The following is a 20050-nucleotide window of genomic DNA, read 5'->3' as shown; positions in this document are numbered from 1 at the left end:
ATCGCGGGTTCGTAGCCAGTCACTTTTTCATCTTCCACGGTTCAAGTCGTTGTATTCTCCATTACAAATCCAGTTAGGGACAGTATCAATACAGGGAAGTTATTTTTGGCGAAATCCTTAGTATGCCCGGAAGCTTCAACGTTATGTACAGAATCTTCCCTGACCACCCCAGGGCCGCCAACGACGCCTTCATGTCGCAGGCCGCTGCTTATCTGGCGGGATTAGCTGAAAAGCGCGACACCGTAGAGTGGCTTCCGGCATGGCTAGCCCCGGGCAAACAGGGAGGTGCAGAGCTGGATGCATCAATAAAATATTTTTTGGATCAGTGCCTTACTTACTTCGAAGACTACGAGCCATACCGGCTCGTGCTGCTTGCGGCAAACGCGGTCTCGCGTATCGCCAAGATCAATGTAATCTCGAATAATGCAATTCAAAAGTTGGGGGCAGATTTGCACGTCTTCGCACGGCTTACCATCCCCGAAATTTCATGGGCGCAAGTGATAGCCTCGCCTGAGGAACAACTGATCAATTTAATCGACATGCAAGCAATTGCAGCCTTGGACGACTTCGTTGTGAAGAATAAAATGGAAAAAGGAGGCTTCAAGATCGAGTCAGCAAAGCATCAGCTCCGTGGTTACTGGAGAAAAAACTGCTTGCTGCCATCCCAAATTACAAGGCACTTTTGGCGGAAAGGCGGCCCGGAAAGATGCGTGTGACAGAATGCGCTAGCGTGACCTATGACAATCTAGGACACGCAACAATTGCCAGATTACATAGATTTCCAAAATGGAAGAGCTACCTTCTTACGGAAAGACGTGAACTCGTTGAGCAAGTTGCGTCCACCGGTTCCTGGGCAGCAAAAGAACTGCTTGGGTTAAAGATTGAAGATGAATTTCCTAGAATGAAGGACGATCAATTGGCGGATAGATTTTTTCTTGGTGACATTGACACATTGCGGGCAATACGTAGCGGGTATTCATGATCTTAGAAATGCTGTAATCCAACGTGTTCCTCTGACCGTCCGTCCGACAAACGAACTGGAACGGCAGGGCCGTAGGGTGGATAAGCGAAGCGCCATCCACCATAGGAACGCAAATAGGTGGATGGTGCTTCGCTTATCCACCCTACAACTTTTATTATTTGAATGGCTGATTTAAATTTTAAACCGACATTCAAGGTAAATACACGAACTTCCGCCTTGGAATTTTCCATTTCCAAAAACCATCATTCGGCAGCGGCGTAAGCCTATGTGAATCCATGACCCAAAGTGTTACCTAAAAAATCCAATAACATGGGCTTTTGCTTTACGACTACTTACGACAGGTCAAAATAGCTTTAGTAAACACCCCGTCGCTGCTTTCCAATAGGCTAAAGTGTTGTTTGGCGCGGGTGATGCCGGTGTAAATTAATTCGCGGGTGAGCACCGGGCTGATGTTTTCCGGCAAGACCAAGGCCACGTGAGCAAACTCCGAGCCTTGTGATTTATGCACGGTGATGGCGAAAGCGGTTTCCACGTCCGGCAGGCGCATTGGCGAGATCCAGCGTATTTTCAGATTGGCCGATGGCTCGATACCGGCATCGGCACTGGGAAATGCTACTTTAAGCTTGCCGCTACTGTCTCGCAGCGCAATCCCAATATCGCCGTTCATTAAGCCCAGGTTGTAATCGTTGCGGGTGATCATCACCGGCCGGCCTTCGTACCACAGCGCCTGCTTGGCTTTGGCGAACAACCATTCTTCAATGCGCTGATTAAGGCCTTCCACGCCCCACGGTCCTTTCCGCAATGCCGACAACACTTGAAACGCATCGAAGGCGGTCAACACTTGCATGGCCCATGCGTCGTATCGTTCCGCGCTGTCCGGCCGGCCATTATGGATTTGCGCCAAATAATAGCCATAACCTCGGCGGGCCACGTCACCGCTATTAATCACCAGTTTTCTTAACAAACTATTGACGGCGTCCGGGCTTGAGTGTTGCCGTAAAGCAATATATTTTGCGCGCGGTTCGGGTAGCAAATCCGGGTACCGTGCCGTATCAGCTAAGATGGCCTGAGCCTGCAAAGCATCGCCCTGATTCACGGCTTTAGCCAGTTGGCCGATGCCACTGTGGGCATCGAAACGATGACTGTGCCGTAACATAACGGTTTGTTGATTGATGGCAGAGCCGGGCACTGCGGCGGGTTTGATCTGTTCGCCGGCATAGCGGCTTATCCACGCTAGCGTTTCCTGATCATAGGCCGCGTGTTCGGCGCCGCGACATAAATCCCCCATCACTGAACCGGCTTCGACGGATGCCAATTGGTCCTTGTCGCCCAACAAGATCAACTGGGTGTTTGCCGGCAAGGCTTCCAACAGCGACGCCATCATTTCGAGATCTATCATCGACGCCTCATCGACGATCACGATGTCGGCGACGATAGGATTATGGCGATGATGCAGAAAGCGCCGCGAATCATGCCGGCTGCCCAGCAAACGGTGCAAGGTACTGGCTTTTCTCGGGATACATTGTTTGATACTTTCGTCGATAGTCAAGCTGTTGAGCGCTTTGGCAATCGACTCGCTGACCCTGGCCGCCGCTTTGCCGGTCGGCGCCGCCAGCAAGATATTCAGATTTCTGGGTTTATCGCTCTCCTGTTGCACCAGTTCAATCAATAAAGCCAACAATTTGGTCAAGGTAGTGGTTTTGCCGGTCCCCGGTCCGCCGGTGATAATGGCAAAACGGGCGCGCAAGGCCAGAACACAAGCAATTTTTTGCCAGTCCGGGCTTTCCGAGCTGGCGGGAAACAGCGTTTGCAAGCGTTCCGCCAAGGACGCCGGCAGCTGGTCCCGCGCTGGTTGCAAGAGCTGCGCGACGCGGGATTGCAGTATTTGTTCGTAGCGCCAGTAACGCCGCAAATACAGCCGGGTACCGGCTAAAACCAGCGGCGTATCGCCTTCTCCTGATGACACAAGTCTTGATTGCGATAGAGCCGCTTGCCAGAGCTCAAGGCTGTAAACTTTTAAGCGCGCCAATTCGGCCGCCGCCGCATCCTGCTCAACAGCCCAAGCATCATCGGCCGGAATAGCCAGCGTCATCCCCGGCTGCTCACAGAGTTTTGCCAAGTCCAAATACACTTCGCCTCTATCCAGCTGATGGCTGACCAAGGCTCCTGCCCATAGCACAGTGTCAGAAGCCGCCGGGTCGAGATCCAACAAAAAGCCCACGAAGGCGCGATTCAAATGACTCAACCAGCCTTTCGCTACCCATTGCTGCATGCTGTCGATTACCGCCGTTTGCCGAATCATGACGATGCTCCAAACAAAGCATCCAAACCCTCGATCAATGCCCTGGCTGGCTTATCGAATACGCGTCCCGCCGTTGGCCCTGGCGCGCCTCTTAAAAACAAATACAGGCCCCCGCCGATGTGCGTTTCGTAATCGTAAGCAGCAGCCAACCTGACTTTCAGCAAACGATGCAAGGCCAATAAATACAAGGAGGCTTGCAAATCGTACCGCTTAGCCAACATGGCCGCCGTCAAGGCCTCCTGGGTATACGCCGCGTCGTCGGCACCCAAACTGTTGAATTTATAATCCACCACGTAATACTGCTGATCGTGCACGAATACCAAGTCGATAAAACCTTTTAACAGACCGTTTACTTGGCCGGGTAACAAACTTGGACGCACTTGTCCGCCGAAGGTGTGGCGGCAGACCAAGCGGTCCAGTTCCTCAGTATCCACGGTATCGGCTCCCAGCAGAAACTCCAGCTCGGCTTGATAGGCATTGGTTTCGAGCGCAGCCAAACTAAGCTTAGCGTCCTGCAGCAAGGGCATGTTCAACCAGTGTGCCAAGGCCGAAGCGATGACGGCATGTTTGTTCTCCCATTCGCCGCCGATAAATCGCTTTTGAATCAATTCTTGTCTTAAGGCTGGATTTTCCGAGACCTTGGAAAACCCCCATTGCGCGCATTCCTCCAGCAGATCATGAATCAACACGCCGGGACCGGCGCCTCTGGGCAAAGCGTGGACACCGGACAAAGGTTTACTAAGCGCCGCAGCAATTTCGGCTTCGTCGTTTTGCTTATCGTCTTGGGCGGTTTCAAACTCAGGCAACAGCCGAGACTGATCTTCCGCAGGCGTCAGGTGGTCCGCGATGTGCAAAGCACTATAACTGGCTATCCACCAGTTACTGGATATTTTGCCGAGCGGCACACGCGCATCAAAGCCACCCTCTTCAACCAAGACCGGGCTATAGCGCGCGTCGTTAATTTCCGGTAAGGGCGTTATCGAAATCGCGTCACAGCTGCCTTTGAGTTCACGCAGTTGCTCGGCTAAGGCGCTGATCGGCATTTTGGCCTGCCAATTAAGTAAGGCGCCCATGGCCGATTTCTCCAACTGGCAATCCTTAGTACTGCCGGATTTGACCGGCGCAATACCCAACCAACAAGCATGCCGGGCTCGGGTCATCGCCACATACAGCAAACGCAAATCTTCCTGCAACCGCTCTTCGTCGCTGATGGCTTTAATGCGTTCTTGTTTATGCAAGTCGATTTGCAAATCCTGGTTGTCGTCGTGATAACGGTAGTAAGCATTGAAACGGCCGCCGACTTCCCGAAAGCTGCAAATAAACGGCAAAAATACCAACGGGTATTCCAGGCCTTTGGATTTATGAATCGTGACGACTTTAATCAGATTGGCATCGCTCTCCAGCCTGATGATGCCGTCATCGCCGGCCTGACTACCGCCCGCCTCTATGGATTCGGCCAGATACCTGATCAGCGCCTGCTCGCCTTCCAACTGCGTGCTGGCGCGTTGTAACAATTCGGCCAGATGCAGCAGATTGGTGATGGAGCGTTCGCCTTCGCTGTCGTCAACCAGGCGGGCGTGTAAGCCGTAATCGTTAATCAATTGCCGCAGCGCGGGCAAAATGCCGTCGCGTTGCCAGCGTTGTTGATACGTCAGAAAGCGTTCCAGATGCAATTCCCAGCCGGGTTCGTCCAAGGCGAGTGCGTGCAGCGCTTGGTAAGACCAAGCAAAGGTCGCCGAACTTAAGGCCGCTCGCACCTTGCGCTCATTACGCGGCTCGGCCAGGGCATTTAACCAAAGCAACATGTCGACTGCTTCGCCACTGGCAAAAATGGAATCGCGTTCGGACAGATAAACGCTGCGCAAGCGGCGGCGCGCCAAGGCGTTGCGTATCGCCGTTGCTTCGGTGCCGCTGCGGACCAGGATAGCGATGTCACCAGGGTGCAAGGCCTGCATGCCGGATGCAGATTTAAACCCGGCTTGCCCGGCATCGGCAGCATTCAGTAATTTGACAATCTGGCTGGCCGTCACCTCCGCCAGCCTTTCGCGATAAGCCGGCATGCCGACCGCATCCGCGCTTTCCCAATGCCACAGGGTCAACGCCGGAGCGGCTTGCTTATCGATAAGCCATACCTCGTCGCGACCTTGGGCCTTGACCGGCAAAAAAGGTAAGGGATTGTCCTGTTCGGTTTTAAAGCGAAACGCGCCCCGCTCTTGCTTATCGGCTTGCAAAAACACCTGATTGACCGCGTCTACCAAAGCCTGGGTGGAACGGTAATTGGTGCCCAGGGTGTAATGCCGGCCTTGGGTGTCGCTATGCGCTTTAAGATAGGTATAAATATCCGCACCGCGGAACGAGTAGATAGCTTGTTTCGGGTCGCCGATCATCAAACACGCAAAATCTCCGCCGGCTAGTGTGGCGTAGAGCCTGGAAAAAATCCGGTATTGCAGCGGGTCGGTATCCTGAAATTCGTCGATCAACGCGAAAGGATACTGCTCACGTATCACCTGCGCTAGTCTGTCGCCATTGCGGCCTTGCAGCGCGTTATCCAGACGTATCAGCATGTCGTCGAAAGTCATCCTGGCGATGCGCTGCTTTTCAAAATCGTAACGCTGCCTGATCCAATGCACGGCGTGCTTGATCAGCTCGACTTTTAAACTGGGCAGTGCCGCCAGTTGCGCGGGCAAGCGGCCAATCGCCGCAAAACCGGGATGGTCCGGCGGCGTCTGCCCTGGATTAGCTAATTGTGCCATGCCGGCCGGCGACAGATTCTCAAAACCCTTGCCTATGTCCAGCGTATCTTGCAAAGGGTCCAGACTCCATGCCTCGATTTTGTCCAGCCAGTTGCGGCGATTAGTGGCGTTGTAATTTTTTGCTGGCAGCACTTTGGTTTCTATAGCCGCCTCCAATAGGTCGCGCACTTCCGGCAGCCAGCTGAGCCAAGGCGCCTTTAAAGCCCGCAGCTCAGTCTGCCGAATGGACGCCACTGCGGCAATCAAGGCCTTGATGGGCTGACCGTCGGCCAAGCTAGAAGGTATCGGCTCGGCGTTACCCAGCAGCGAACGTACCGCCAACAGTAATTCGTCCGGATGCTTGAACAGCGCATACAGGCTAGCAAAATCGGCGTCGTTGGACATGTCGTAATAAAAACTGCGCCAATAGTCCCGCACCACCTCATTCAGCAATTCGGTATCGTTGGTGTTGACTTCCTGCCGGAACAAACTGCCGCTATCGAAAGCATGTTGTTGCAGCATGCGGTTACACCAGCTATGAATGGTATAAACCGCCGCCTCGTCCATCCAGTTGGCCGCCAATTCCAAGCGGCGGGCGCAGGCCGGCCAGTCTGCTTCGGGATAAGCGGCGCGGATGTCTTGTAAGAAGTTATCCTTCGTCGGCAATTGCTGACGAAAAAACCGTGCGGCCTGGCTCAAGCGCTCGCGTATCCGTTCCCCCAGTTCCTTGGTGGCGGCCTCGGTGAAGGTCACCACCAAAATATCCGGCGGCAATAGATACCGGCTGGGTTCGACGCTATCAGGATGGTGTCCCAGAATTAAGCGCACATATAAGGCTGCGATGGTGTAAGTCTTACCGGTGCCGGCACTGGCTTCGATTAGCCGCGTACCCGACAACGGAAATTCGAGGGGGTTGAGCGGGATAGCAGTGGTCATACCGACGCCTCTCCTGCCGCTGGTAATTCGCGGATATGCGCCAGCATCGGCCGATACAAATTATCCGCCCAATAAGCAAAGCCCTTATCCGCGTCAAACTCAGTCAAACTGGCAAAGTTGGGAAAGAAGCGGGCCAGATAAGCGTCGTATTGCACTTCGCCGGCATTCCAGTCGTCGCCGTCGTATCTGGCTTGGGCTTTTTCCCGCGCAGTTTCCGGCGGGGCGGCAAGCCAGCAAAATGCGGTGCGGCACGCCACCGGCAAAGGTGCTTGCATGCCCTCATGATAAGCAGCAACCAGATCTTGCAACTGTTGGTAAGCGTCGTCTTGCTCAACAATCGGCATTTCCAGCACCGTGTCGGCCCCGACAACTAAGGTGTTTACCGGCAAACTAGCGGCGCAAGCCGCCAAATGCTGCAGCCACTGCAAAAATAAATTCGGATACTTGATGGATTTGTCCTTATTCAACAGATTTTGCGCCGTCAAATGCAACAGACCGACTTGCCGGTCATTCCGGCGCAGTTGACTAAGATCGCCGGTCAGTTGCACCGTCACGCCGTCTGCCAATGCAAAAGGTGCCAGCTGCATCACATGCGGTTCTAAAACCTCTGACCATACCGAAGCCAACTCGCGATAACACTCCCAAGCCGCTGTAACCGGCTCGGCTAAGGCTGAGAAACTCGCCTGGGCAAAACCGCCCAAAGGCAATTGGCCTTTCTGCGTCATCACGGCCTGCTGCCTGGATAGGTATTCTTCCAAGTCGTCCGGATGCTCTGCGGTTAAACCCTGAAGCAATTCATTGCTGAACAAATAGGCTTGCAGATTATCGATTCCAAACGGCTCGCAGTCTTCGCTGGTAACTGCCAGGCTATCAAAGCCAAATTTCAGGGTTTGGTTACAAAAACTTTTCACCGGCGCGCGTAAAAACCGCGCAAGTGATTCCAGGCTCAAGGCGTAGGTTTTATCATCCGAGCTGGAGACGATTTGCCCGTTAAGCGGCTGAGCGGCGGCTGGTACAAACCATTCCCTGGCATAGGTAAAAAGGCCGGGATCGCGGTCTTTTTGCACATAAGCTTCGCTAAACGGTTGCAAGGGATGCGCGACGGTAATTCTCGCCAACAACGCGGGTTTATTGGCAAGCGCCCACCCCTGCGCCAGTACATCACGTAATTGACTGATCAGCACCGAAGGCGGCCGCTCGCTGTTATCGCGGATACTGCGCCCTACCCAACTGATATACAGCTGTTCGCGCGCCGACAGCAACGCTTCCAGGAACAGATATTGATCGTCTTGCCGCCGCGAGCGATCACCTGGGCGGTATTGCCCGCGCTGGCTCATCAAATCGAAACTGCGGGCCTGTTGATTGCGCGGGTAATCGCCGTCGTTCATGCCCAGCAGGCAAATCAGTCTAAACGGGATGGCGCGCATCGGCATCAAAGTACAGAAATTCACCCGACCGCTGAGAAAGCGTTGGTGTAAGGAGGGTTCGTCAACGCCAGCCAGCCAGGCCTCGCATACCACATGAATGGGCAATAAATCCGCACTGTTTAAACCGGCTTGTTCGCAATACCTGGACCAATTGGCCAATGAACTTGTCAGGGTATCCAGGGTTTTTCGTTCGCGTTCGTCGCTTGCCTGAAAAAAGTCGCTCAGCAGCTCGGATAATATTTGCTGCCATCTACTTGGCGCATGTTCCTTCCTTAACAGCTCAGCGTATTTTTCCAACGTTTCCAACAGAAACGCCAGACCGCCCAGCCATTGCGCATCCAGGCCGCCGATTTCTTCGTAAGGTTGAATCTCATCGAATGCGGCACCGGCGCCAACCGCATATCCCAACAACATGCGCCTCAGCCCAAACTGCCAGGTATTGGCCTGCAAGTTTGCGGGCATACTCACCCGTTCCGTGCGCTGCCGGGCGTTCAAGCCCCAGCGGATGCCGGATTCTTCGATCCACTGATGCAGTTTAGGTATAGCGGTTTCGTCAATCTTAAACCGCGATCGCAAGGCCGGCAGTTCGAGCAAGCCTAGAAATTCGCTGACCGCAAACCGCGATTCCGGTAAATTCAGCAAGGCTTCCACCGCAAGCAGCAGCGGATTTTGCCCACGCTGTTGCTGATCGGCCAGACTGTAGGGAATATAACGTGGATCGTCGCTTTGAATTTGCCCAAACACCGCGTGGATATGCGGCGCATAGGTATTGATGTCCGGCACCATGACAATGATGTTGCGCGGATATAAAGGCTTGCCATTTTGCTGCGCACTATCGAAGCGCGCCAACAGTTGATCGTGCAGAATTTCGACTTCACGTTGCGGACTATGGGCGATATGAAATTGGATAGACGTATCGGCGCTAGCCAGTAAAACCGGCTGCTCGGGCAAGGGCTCCATATCCAGTATCGACTGTTGCAGATGTTGCAGCAAACTCCGTTGCCCCGCTTCGCCGTAGTCCTTGAACATGTCGATTTTACTATCGGGCCAATGCCAGTTGGCATAGGCTTGGGTTTCATCGAAATGATCCAGCAAACGAATATAATCCCGGCCCTGTTTACCCCAGGCGGCCAGTAAAGGCGGCGCCTGTAGATGCAGTTCCGCATCGCTTAATGCCGCGCTCATCCCCGATTTATACGTCTGACGGCGGCGTTCGGCTTTCAGCAGTTCCTTGTCTTCGATGATGTCGGCCCAATAGTGCTGACAAGGGTTATGCACAAACAACACGATCTGACAAAACCGCCCCAATTTAGCCAGCACTTCCAGCGATTGCTGCGGCAGGGAAGACAGACCGAACAACACGACGCGGCGCGGCAGGCCGGCAGGCCGGACAGTCAATGTGTCGATTCTAGCCATGAACTGGGCATGCACCGCCGCCCTACTGGCAAACGGCGAGGACTCTTCGCCCAAATCTTCAAGCACGGCCCGCCACAAAGCGGCTTGCCAAAGTTGCGCGCTGGGTAGCGGTTTGCTTTCACCATGGCCGTTGCGCAACACATCCTGCCCCGCCGCCCAATCCGACACCCAATCGGAGCGATACACTTGATATTGATCGAACAGGTCCGCCAGTTGTTCGGCAAGTTGGTGTCGTTTGCGGCAATGGCTGTCGTCGGTCAAAAAACTGGCTAGCGTTTCAAACCCAGGTTGTTTCAGCAAGCCCGGCAACAGTCGATATATACGCCAGATCAAGGGGTCTTTGGCTAAGGGTTGCTCGGTGGGAATCTGCTCGCCCAATACGGCCCGGTAAACACTCCAGATAAATAAGGACGGCAATTGCATCTTCATCGCGGCGGCAATGCCCAGCGCGGAATTTTGCGCCAGACTTTGCTTCAACCAATGCCCCATACCGTTGCTCTGCACCAGAAAAATCTCGTTTTCCAGTGGCTGCAAGGGATGCTGTCTGAGCCAATACTCGACCACATCGCGAAGTTCCTCCAGTTGATTGGAGTGAATCACGGCTATGCCGTTATCTAGGGAGTGGGCGTGACCTGCTGCGGGCATGATAGGCTGAAATAGTTTAGAGGAGCGGTGCGCCTATTATCGCCGCTTTTGACCGGACCATCGAGACCTTGCGAATTAGCCGCAATACAGTCTTAGCTATCTATGCGTTTCATATCGGCATGACAAGATGTTGGGTCGGACCAGACGAGGTATCGGCAACCACCCGATTGCGGCCTTGATGCTTGGCAAGGTATAGCGCCTTGTCGACGCGATCAAGGAATTGGCTTTCGTGCTCGGTAATGGAAAACTGTCCGACGCCTATGCTGATAGTGACTTGTATCTGCTCGACGAAGGAATGGTCTTCTATCGTGGTACGCAAGCGATTTGCAAACTCGACGGCATCCTGAAGAAGTGTATGCGGCAGCAAAATCGCAAATTCTTCCCCGCCCCAACGAATGGCATCGTCGCTGCATCTGACCACGCTCATCAGTTTCAAACTGATGGCTTTCAAGATTTCGTCGCCGATCAAGTGGCCGTGTGTATCGTTAATGTGTTTGAAGAAATCGATGTCCAATAGCAACAGCGAAAACGCCGGGGCATCGTAACGCCGCATGCGGCCGATTTCATCTGCCAGCCTTTTATCCAGCATCCGTCTATTGCCAAGTCCGGTGAGGGGATCGGTCAACGAGGATTTTTCAAAGCCCTTGGCCTTGGCGTCCAGAATAGCCACCAGCTCTTTGAGTTCACCGGCATGATGTTTGATTAAATCAATCCAGGTGCCATAGGCAAATCCCACCAGTTCACTCTGCGTAACGACGCCTACCAACTGGTTTTCCTGATTCACCACGATGGAGCGTTTGATGTGACAGGTTTTTAACTGCGCGAGCGCGTCTTGAATAGTTGAACTGACCTGGGTGGTAATGACCGGACTCGTCATGTACTCCAGGAGCGGTCTGTCGGTGGTATCCGCAGCGGAAATCAGTTTAAAAATATCCTTGGTGGTAATGATGCCAATCGGTATTTTGGCTTCGACCACAATGATGGAGTCCTCCATTTTTTGCAGATGGTTCAGCACATCGTCCAAAATCCAGTCTGCGGTAAAAGTGACAGGCTCTATTCTGGTCACCAACTCGCCGATGGTTTTCTTTTGCACCAGAACGGTAGGATCGACCGCCGATAAAATGTCGGTATCGGTCAATATCCCGACCAGGCTCTCCGCGGAATCCACGACACCTAGATACCGGTCGCCATTGTTTTCAAGGATTTCGAATGCGGTCAGAATACGTTCATTTTCGAAAACGCAGGTCATCTTGCGTAATGTCAATTCAGCCAAGGTGGCATCACTGCTGCCGCCCGCGTGCAGATGCCGCAGCAAGTCTTCAACGGAAAATACAAAATATTCGTCGCCGATCTCCAGCACCACGCTGCTGACGTTATGCTGGTCTATCAACTGCGAGACCGAACGAATAGTCATATTTAACGTCGCGCGCAAAAGTTGTTTTTGCGCAATCGACCCAACCGTTGGAAAAATTGTAAATTCAGTCACGAGCGTCTCAAATTTGGCTATGCCTTGCGGTTATTGCTGGCCGAAAAGGGTTTGTTGGGTAGCAATGGGGGCTAAGCCGGGGATTTTTGGCGTTTCTCACGCTTGTTGCTTTGTTGGGTGTTCAATATTTTTAGCGGCGGGATAGTAACCAAATCAGTCGGTCCTTGGCGAGTATTTGACTTGAAGGTATCGTGCAACCTCAGAAGATCCGTAACCGTTTTGGCGTTGGTTTTGCGCATCAAATTAGCACGATGCACTTTGACGGTTTTTACGGAAATATCCAGTTTTTCGGATATTTCCTTGTTGGTGTGACCCAGTACCACCAACTCGCAGGTTTCAATTTCGCGTTTGGTCAGATTACGGAATTGATTGTTGATAGTGGTCGCGAACTCATATTCAAAAAACGCCAGTTCAAGGCATTTGCGGATCTGCTCCAGACTGAAAGGCTTTTCAATAAAATCAAACAAACCGGTTTTTATCGAACGCAAGGTCGTTGAGAGATCGCTTGAGCGGGTAATGCAAATCCGCGGGTATTCCAGTAATAAGCCCAACTCGGAACCGGACGGCGATATTTCGACCACGTCCGGGTCAAACACCATCACAAAGGCAATATTTTTGCTGGTTAAATTCGCCTTATTGTCTACGATCCAGCCAGCCAACTCATCCCGACTGGCAACATATTCCACGTTGGCTTGCAGACACTCTCTGACCCGATTGATACCTTTAAAGGACGAGACCTCCCGGTCAGCAACCAAGATTAATCTATCGGTTTCCAAAATCTGCAGCGCCATAGTCTATAAAAGTTGATACAAAGTTTCGCATTCCAAAGCTTGTCAAGTGTACGTAAGTCCTAAGTTTTGTCTATTGGGCTAAGGTCTTAGATACGTCATCCGCTGCCCTGCTGTTCAGGCTCATTTATGCTTTTACTGAACCGGGCTCCCCACTTATCCTTGGCATTCGGTTCTGGCTCGTCGAAGCCCAGGCCGGTACGCATTAACTCAAACGGTAATTTAGTGGGCAATCGGCTGGCCAAATTGCGTGGCATATCCCAGGGGCAAATGTTCGGGCAACGGACAGCGCAGGGCCTAATCGAGAAACAAGAGGACAAATGGCAGTTAACCGACGCAGGCACTGCAGCGGGCGGTGTCTATCTGAGTGGCAAATATGGCCAATACGCTGCCTGGCCGGAGGATTTTCAGATGCCGAGCGCGCCAAGCAAAGCCGATGCACCGAAACTATTGACAGCCACTGTGCAGGAGCAACAGTCGAACTGCCGGCCAACAAAATGAACTACATCTTGTCCGAATTGAGCTGGATCAAAAAAGGCTTGAAAGGCAGGCTGGTCACCGAGCAAGATGTAGCTAATGAACTCAAAAGCAAGCAGCGCAAGCCTTTTAGTTATTGCTCGTTACGGCCTTGCAGGGGCTGAACCGGCAATAAGGACTCAATTTCCTGCGCCCTTTCTGCGGTAGATGACATCACACAATCGTTAGCGCTGATTGTTGCAGCGGTCCCGCCATCCGGGTTAGCGTAAAATCGGCAATTACTGTCGCGAAATTTGACCCATGCCCGCTGAGCATCTTGCAGCGCTTTGACTCTTGCTGGATCTATGCTTTTGAGTGCAGATTTGTAGGCTTTGTTAAGCCTGTCGTCTTGCAGCTTTGTTTCATCCGCTATGCAATCCAACATAGATACCGTAACGCCTTCTGATTTATCCATGCATGCTAAATATTGACTTGAAAATTTTGCTTCACCAGCCGCAGCCGTATATGACAGAACCATCGACACCAACAAAATACCAATCTTAAACATAATGCTTTCTCTATTAAAAAATTAGACTTTATGTTGGCCGAACGCTCAATTCGTTGAGGCTTCAATGCTTAGCCGACTTAGCCGCCGCAAGCTCGAATATAATAATCTCCGCCTCGCCTTTACCGACATTTTCCACGGTCATTTCCGCGCCGGTTTCCCAGAACACTTCGCCTTGGCTATAGACCTTGGTTTGGCCGTCATCGACGACTTTCAACTTGCCCATCACCACATATCTTGGGCCGGGCCCTTCGTGGGTATGCAATGGGGTTTTATACCCCTTGGGGAAGCGCACCCGGATTACATGGCTCTCCACTTCTTTACTGGGTAAAGTCACCGGCTTGGTCATTAACAATTCCCGCGAGAATTTGCTGGCGGTCTCGTCGGCTTGCGCGAACGGCGCCAGACACGTTAGTAATCCTGAAACGGCAAATAAGTAGCAGACGCGGTTTGATTGTTTCATAAGGGTGGCCTCAAAGCTAAGGGATGGGTATTTAGGCGAGTATACAAAAAACGCTAGTTACCGCGCCCGCCGAATTGCCATCGCGGGCGCTATTAAGCTAGTCTTCGGCTGGCACTTGCTTGGGCATGTCGCGATTGATCAAGAAATACACCAAGGGAATCACCACCAAGGAAAACAAGGTGGAGGCGATAATCCCGAAGATAAAGCTCCAGGCCAGGCCCGAAAAGATGGGATCGAGGACGATCATCACCGAGCCCAACACTGCCGAAGCCGCCGTCAAAAAGATCGGGTTCAAACGGGTGGCACCGGCTTCGATGATGGCATCGGCCAGGCTAATATCCGGATTGCCGCGATAGATGTTCTCGATAAAATCGATCAGAATGATGGAGTTGCGCACCACGATGCCGGCCAAGGCGATCATGCCGATCATGGCCGTGGCGGTGAAATACACCGGATCGGCATATTGCCCCACATCAGAGGTGAACAGGTTGATAAACCAAAAGCCCGGCATGATGCCGATTACCGTAAGGGGAATGGCGATCATCATGATCAGCGGCACACCCAAGGAGCCGGTCTGTCCGACCAGCAGGATGTAAATCATCACCATCGCCGCCGCGAAGGCCAAGCCGAGGTCGCGGAACACATCGACGGTGATTTTCCATTCGCCCTCCCCGGCCATTTCCGCGCTGTAACCGGCTGGCAGCGGTTGCTGTTCCAAGGCGTCCTGCAGATCCCACACCGCTTCCACCGGGCTGCGGCCGGCCATTTCAGCTAGCACATACGACACTTGGCGCAAGTTTTTATGGTAGATGGTTTGATCTGCTATCTCGTGGCTGAACCGCCCGATTTCGCTCAAGCGGATCAAATCGCCTTTTGCAGACTTCACCGACAAGTTTAATAAATCAGCCTCGGAAGAACGCGCGGCTCTGGGATATTGCAGGGTAATCAGCAAGGGCTGGCGTTCGCTGGCAATATGCAAGGTACCGGCTAGGCCACCTTCTACCGCCAGTTGCAAACTGCTGGCGACTTGCTGATTGCTGATGCCCAATAGGGCCGCTTTGTCCTGATTCAACACAAACTGCCATTGGTCTTGCGGCGCTTGCACATAATCGTCCACATCCACCACACCCTCGGTCGTTTGCAAATGTTCACGGACTTGTTTGGACACCTTCACCAAGTCCTGATAACCGGCTTCCGGCGGGCCGTAAATTTCTGCGACGACACTGGACAACACCGGCGGTCCCGGCGGCATTTCCACAATTTTTAGGTTGGCGCCGTATTTTTGGCCGATGCGTTCTATATCCGGACGCATCCGCAAGGCAATCGCGTGCGATTGTTGCCCGCGGCGAGATTTATCCACCAGAATGATGCGCAGGTCGCCGACATATGCACCCTGGCGCAAATAGTAATGCCGCACCAGGCCATTGAAATCCATCGGCGATGCCAAGCCCACGTAGGTTTGATAGCTACTCACTTCGTTGACCGTGGCTAAATACTGGCCCAAGGCCGACGCGACTTCGTTAGTCGCTTCCAAAGACGAGCCGCGCGGCATATCAATCACCAATTGCAGCTCGTTTTTATTATCAAACGGCAGCAGTTTCAACGGTACGACTCGGGTCACCGCCATCATAGTGGACAGGACAAACGCCACGAACACCGCCAGCAAAAACCACAAGGCTTTGGATTTGTGACTTAGTAGCGGCGCCATAATGGCCTGATACAGCTTGAAACCTCGGGATTCCTGTAACCGAAATTCCGGTCCATGATCTTTACCGTAATCGCCCTTTAACAATTTATAACTAGCCCAAGGCGTCACCGTGAAGGCGATCAGCAAGGACATTAACATGGCTATCGGCACGTTAAAGGCCATCGGCGCCATATACGGTCCCATCATGCCGGTAATAAAAAACATCGGCACGAACGACATGATCACCGCGAAGGTGGCCAGGATGGTCGGAGGACGAATTTCGTTCACCGCAGTCAGCAAGGCTTGTAACGGTGGCTCTTTGCGCATTTTGTAGTGGCGATGGATGTTCTCGACATCGACAATCGGGTCATCGACCAGCAAACCCAAAGACAGAATCAACGCAAACAGCGTTACCCGATTGATGGTGTAACCAAAGATCAAATCGCAGAGCAAGGTAATCGCGAAGGTCATCGGCACCGCCAACGACACGATCAGCGATTCTTTAAAACCCAGCGCCAACGCCAATAGAACAATAATGGTCAGAATCGCGATGCTCAGATGCATCACCAACTCGTTGACCTTGTGATCGGCGGTTTCGCCGTAATTGCGGGTGACCGTGACCAGCACTTCATCCGGAATCAGCGTGCCGTGCAATTGCTCGGTCAGTTCCAACACTTGTTCGGCCACGCCGACGGCGTTGCTGCCGCGCCTTTTGGCAATGGCGATTGTAGCCATTTGCCGTTCTTCGCCCACTTGCGGTAAAGCGTCACCGGCATTCCCTACCGTTTTCATTTGCTCCACACCGGGACCAAAGCCGATGCGGGTGTAATAGTCGGTGTCTTGCGGGCCATCGACGATCTGCGCCACATCGCGCAAATACACCAGACGGCCGGCGACGTTTTTCAACACCGTCGCCCCGACCTGCTCCGGCGTTTCATAATGCGGCCCGGCTTCCAGCAAGATTTCGTTATTGTGCTGATTCAATCGTCCGGCTGGCAGATTGACATTGCTTTGCGCCAAAGCCTGTTGAATTTCCGGCAAGCTCAGGCCGCTGGCTTGCAACTTGGCGGGATCGGGGTACACCGAAATCTGCCTAGGCGCCGCGCCGATGACCCAACTTTTGCCGACGTCGTCAATGGCACGCAAGCGCTCGATTAGTTCTTCGGCGATGCGGCGTACCGCCATAATGTCTTCATTGGCCTTGGGCATCGATAGGCTCAATAGCAAGATCGGCACGTCATCGATTTCCACCGGCTTGACGACCCAATCGCTGACGCCGGGCGGGATGATGTCCAGATTGGCTTGCAGCTTATCGCGGGTTTTGATCAGACTGTCTTCAATGCTCTCGCCCACCCGATAGCGCACCGTCACCAGTGCTTCGCCGGGCCGGGAGGCCGAATAGACGTATTCCACCCCCTGGATTTGCTTGAGCAATACTTCCAGCGGCGTAGTCACGCGCTTTTCCACTTCTTCGCTGCTGGCTCCCGGATAATGCACAAACACATCCATCACCGGCACGATGATTTGCGGATCTTCCTCGCGTGGCGTCAAAGTCAGCGCCGCCGCACCTGCCAACAGGGAAATCAATAAAAACAGCAGCGATAAATGCGAGGTGGTAAATAAACGAACGATGGCAACCGTCAGACTGTCCTTTTTCGCTTCCATGGTTTTGTTCAACTCGCTCATTGCCCCAACCCAGCGTTACTCAAGATGGTTTCGCCGGCGCGCAATCCGGAAAGTATTTCGACTTGGTCGCCATACTCCTTACCGGTGCGAATATGCCGGGTGAGCAGTTTTTGTCCGTCCAACACTTTGACGGCTTGCAGTTGCCCGTAATGCAAAATGGCCGCAGAAGGGATCATCACGGCTTGTTGTGCACTGGCACAAGCCAGTTCCAGCCAACCGAATTGGCCGTGTTGCAAACCTGGCAGATTCGGTAATTTAACTTTTACTGCCAGGGTGCGGGTTTGCGGATCGATTTCCGGGGCAATTTCGTCGACCGTCGCGGCCAGCGTTTGCTGCGGCGTGTCGAAGCGCACTTTTACTTCCATGCCTAACTTAATAGCTGCAGCACAGTGGCTGGCAATGGCTGCCTCCAAACGCAAGTCGTCGGGTTTGTGCAAGGTGACAATCGCTTGATTAGGCAAGCCCATGTCGCCCGGCTCTTGTAAACGCTCACCCACTACTCCGTCGAACGGCGCATAGAGTACGTTCTCGCCCAGCATCACTTTGCTTTGTTGCGCGGAACTGGCCGCTTGATTAGCCATGGCTCTGGCACTTTGGGCTTGCGCCAGCACGGCTTCGTAGTTTTGGCGGGTGGCCGCTTGCTTGTTGTAGAGATCGGTAATGCGTTTTTCTTCGGCATTGGCCTGGGCCGCCTGGGCCTGAGCCGCCGCCTGCCCGGCGCTGGCGGCATTGTAAGCCGCCCGCAGATCGCGATCATCGAGACGGGCGATGACTTGGCCTTGTTTGACTTTGTCGCCCGGATTCACGGTTATTTCCAGAATGCGCGCATTTAATTTTGGGGCAATTTTGGCGGCCAGGCGGGACCTGACGACACCTTGCCAAGCCAAATTGTTTTCCGCAGTCTGTGTGCCTACTTTTAAGGTCAGTGCGCCGGCGGGTATGCTGCTCTCAGGCAGATCCGTGTTGCCGGGCTCGGTCTTATCCTCGCCGCCCAAAATGCCCAGGGCAAATAAAATCACCAGCAATAACGCCGTGATTGCTGCCGCAGGGACCAGCCATCTCGGCGCATGTGATTCAGAAAAATGTTCGGTCATCGTGACTCCTTTATTGCCAGTAACCGGTGGCTTGTTTCAGTTCCGCTTCGGCCCGCAAGGCATCGAAACGTGCGGTGATTTGTCGGGTATGCGCCTTATCGCGCGCCACTTCGGCTTCGATATAGCGCGTCACGGTCACGACACCGGCTTGGCGTTGCTCATTCACTAACCGCAGTGCTTCTTCCGCCGCTTTGACCGCTACAGTGCTAACGTCGACGCGACTCAGCGCATCTTGTAGTTTGATTTGGGCGGATTTCAGCTGTTGCTCGATGCGCAAACGGGTCTGCCTGGCTGCCTCTTGGGCGGCCGTCAGTTCGTGCTCGGCTTTCTTGATTTTTTCTTGAGTCGCAAAGCCGGAGAATACATCCACTTCCACCATTACCCCGGCAGTGACGTTATCGCGGTTGCTGCTGAACGCCAGATCTTTGCTGTCGGAACCATAACTGACAAAGGCGTCAGCGCGCGGTAGGTGCGCAGCTTGCGCGACATCAAGCTGACGTTCGGCCATCGCCACGCGCTTCTGCGCGGCTTGCAGCTCCGGATGGTTACTGAGTGCTTGATTCAGTAATTCGTCAAAAACCGCCGGACTGGCCGGTAATGCGGCTTGCCGAGTTGTATCGATGGTAAAAGGTGCGTTAACGGGTAAGCCCAGCAAGGTTTTCAACATACTCTGCGCCAGCTCGATGGCGTTTGCAGCTTGTATTTCCGCATCCTTGGCTTCGGCCAATTGTACTTCCAAGGACAATACATCGGACTTTAATACCGTGCCGGCATCAAAGCGAATCCGTGACTGATCCAACTCGCTTTGCACTGCTGTAATCGAGCGCCGACTAATCTCGTGGGCTTCCATTGCCGCCAACTCCCCGTAATAGGCCGCGGTTACGTTATTCACCAACTTATTGCGGGTTGCGGCTTTTTCCAGTTCCGAGGTTTCGATACCCAGTTCCGCCGCCTGTTTGCGGTAGTAGTCCTGTCCACCGCGAAACAACGAATACGTCGCTGTCACTTGCGGCCGATAGTTATCAACCCCGCCGGGATGATTGAAGTCGTTGCCGGCAAAGCTGAGCCGACGCTGGGCAATGATCATCGCAAAGGCTTGCGCAGGATTATCGCTGTGCTGATACGACAAACTGGCTTTGATTTGCGGGTAAAAACTGGCCAAGGATTCGCCCAACTGCGCATTGGCCTGTTCAATACGCGCTTGCATGATGCCCAGCTCGGGATTGTTCGCCAACGCGGTGTCAATGGCTTGTTCCAGGCTATATTGACTGGGTTCGGTATCGGCCAAGGCCGTCTCCAAAACCAGCATCAGCACGAAAACTAACCGCCATAAAGTTCGATGTATCATTGAGTAATCTGCATGCAATTAGGGCAAATGGATTGAT

General features: G+C 53.3%; 13 protein-coding genes. 2 read left to right on the top strand and 11 right to left on the bottom strand.

Translation table 11 applies throughout. The features are described from left to right. Positions 1–143: 143 nt before the first annotated feature. Positions 144–716, top strand: coding sequence for a hypothetical protein (locus QLH52_RS22395; RefSeq protein ID WP_319963017.1), 573 nt, complete (start codon positions 144–146; stop codon positions 714–716). Next, the gene (locus tag QLH52_RS22390; RefSeq protein WP_319963016.1) at positions 713–982 is read left to right on the top strand and encodes a hypothetical protein; all 270 of its coding nucleotides are present in this window, start codon (positions 713–715) and stop codon (positions 980–982) included. The genes QLH52_RS22395 and QLH52_RS22390 overlap by 4 nt, the downstream gene beginning before the upstream one ends. Positions 983–984: 2 nt before the next feature. Here the strand turns inward: QLH52_RS22390 and QLH52_RS22385 are convergent, their stop codons facing one another. The 11 genes from QLH52_RS22385 to QLH52_RS22335 all read right to left on the bottom strand — a co-directional run bounded on the left by QLH52_RS22385 (position 985) and on the right by QLH52_RS22335 (position 20013). Next, positions 985–1212 carry a hypothetical protein gene (locus QLH52_RS22385; protein WP_319963015.1) on the bottom strand — a complete coding sequence of 76 codons (228 nt, stop codon included), beginning with the start codon at positions 1210–1212 and terminating at the stop codon, positions 985–987. A 98-nt stretch (positions 1213–1310) separates the two neighbouring features. Continuing rightward, positions 1311–3284, bottom strand: coding sequence for an exodeoxyribonuclease V subunit alpha (gene recD, locus QLH52_RS22380; protein ID WP_319963014.1), 1974 nt, complete (start codon positions 3282–3284; stop codon positions 1311–1313). Next, positions 3281–6952: an exodeoxyribonuclease V subunit beta gene (gene recB, locus QLH52_RS22375; RefSeq protein ID WP_319963013.1), complete on the bottom strand. Its 3672-nt coding sequence runs from the start codon at positions 6950–6952 to the stop codon at positions 3281–3283. Before recB ends, recD begins: the two co-directional genes overlap by 4 nt. Beyond that, on the bottom strand, positions 6949–10440 hold the full coding sequence (gene recC, locus QLH52_RS22370; RefSeq protein WP_319963012.1) for an exodeoxyribonuclease V subunit gamma: 3492 nt from the start codon (positions 10438–10440) through the stop codon (positions 6949–6951). Before recC ends, recB begins: the two co-directional genes overlap by 4 nt. Positions 10441–10549: 109 nt before the next feature. Further along, entirely contained in the window at positions 10550–11926 is a 1377-nt protein-coding gene (locus tag QLH52_RS22365) for a GGDEF domain-containing protein (protein ID WP_319963011.1), read from the bottom strand. Positions 11927–11997: 71 nt separating this feature from the next. Next, a complete protein-coding gene (locus QLH52_RS22360) occupies positions 11998–12717 on the bottom strand; it encodes a response regulator transcription factor (protein WP_051669884.1) in 720 nt (239 codons plus the stop codon). A 607-nt stretch (positions 12718–13324) separates the two neighbouring features. Next, the gene (locus tag QLH52_RS22355) at positions 13325–13738 is read right to left on the bottom strand and encodes a lysozyme inhibitor LprI family protein (RefSeq protein WP_319963010.1); all 414 of its coding nucleotides are present in this window, start codon (positions 13736–13738) and stop codon (positions 13325–13327) included. Positions 13739–13799: 61 nt separating this feature from the next. Further along, positions 13800–14198 (bottom strand): cupin domain-containing protein, encoded by a 399-nt coding sequence (locus QLH52_RS22350; protein ID WP_319963009.1) that lies wholly within the window; start codon positions 14196–14198, stop codon positions 13800–13802. A 97-nt stretch (positions 14199–14295) separates the two neighbouring features. After that, positions 14296–17571 carry an efflux RND transporter permease subunit gene (locus tag QLH52_RS22345; RefSeq protein ID WP_319963008.1) on the bottom strand — a complete coding sequence of 1092 codons (3276 nt, stop codon included), beginning with the start codon at positions 17569–17571 and terminating at the stop codon, positions 14296–14298. Next, entirely contained in the window at positions 17568–18665 is a 1098-nt protein-coding gene (locus QLH52_RS22340) for an efflux RND transporter periplasmic adaptor subunit (protein WP_319963007.1), read from the bottom strand. The genes QLH52_RS22345 and QLH52_RS22340 overlap by 4 nt, the downstream gene beginning before the upstream one ends. Positions 18666–18675: 10 nt before the next feature. After that, positions 18676–20013 (bottom strand): TolC family protein, encoded by a 1338-nt coding sequence (locus tag QLH52_RS22335; RefSeq protein WP_319963006.1) that lies wholly within the window; start codon positions 20011–20013, stop codon positions 18676–18678. Between the last annotated feature and the right edge of the window lie 37 nt (positions 20014–20050).

Source organism: Methylomonas defluvii (genome assembly GCF_033949435.1).
Classification (GTDB): Bacteria; Pseudomonadota; Gammaproteobacteria; order Methylococcales; family Methylomonadaceae; genus Methylomonas; species Methylomonas defluvii.
Note: the sequence above shows the minus strand (reverse complement) of the source record. Positions and strands in the feature narration are given on the sequence as shown.

What these genes read in the sequence shown, in the direction of transcription:
- recB (WP_319963013.1), bottom strand. Translation starts at nt 6,952, where the DNA reads ATGACCACTGCTATCCCGCTCAACCCCCTCGAATTTCCGTTGTCGGGT.
- QLH52_RS22395 (WP_319963017.1), top strand. Translation starts at nt 144, where the DNA reads ATGTACAGAATCTTCCCTGACCACCCCAGGGCCGCCAACGACGCCTTC.
- recC (WP_319963012.1), bottom strand. Translation starts at nt 10,440, where the DNA reads ATGCCCGCAGCAGGTCACGCCCACTCCCTAGATAACGGCATAGCCGTG.
- recD (WP_319963014.1), bottom strand. Translation starts at nt 3,284, where the DNA reads ATGATTCGGCAAACGGCGGTAATCGACAGCATGCAGCAATGGGTAGCG.
- QLH52_RS22340 (WP_319963007.1), bottom strand. Translation starts at nt 18,665, where the DNA reads ATGACCGAACATTTTTCTGAATCACATGCGCCGAGATGGCTGGTCCCT.
- QLH52_RS22335 (WP_319963006.1), bottom strand. Translation starts at nt 20,013, where the DNA reads ATGATACATCGAACTTTATGGCGGTTAGTTTTCGTGCTGATGCTGGTT.
- QLH52_RS22350 (WP_319963009.1), bottom strand. Translation starts at nt 14,198, where the DNA reads ATGAAACAATCAAACCGCGTCTGCTACTTATTTGCCGTTTCAGGATTA.
- QLH52_RS22355 (WP_319963010.1), bottom strand. Translation starts at nt 13,738, where the DNA reads ATGTTTAAGATTGGTATTTTGTTGGTGTCGATGGTTCTGTCATATACG.
- QLH52_RS22345 (WP_319963008.1), bottom strand. Translation starts at nt 17,571, where the DNA reads ATGAGCGAGTTGAACAAAACCATGGAAGCGAAAAAGGACAGTCTGACG.
- QLH52_RS22360 (WP_051669884.1), bottom strand. Translation starts at nt 12,717, where the DNA reads ATGGCGCTGCAGATTTTGGAAACCGATAGATTAATCTTGGTTGCTGAC.
- QLH52_RS22385 (WP_319963015.1), bottom strand. Translation starts at nt 1,212, where the DNA reads ATGGAAAATTCCAAGGCGGAAGTTCGTGTATTTACCTTGAATGTCGGT.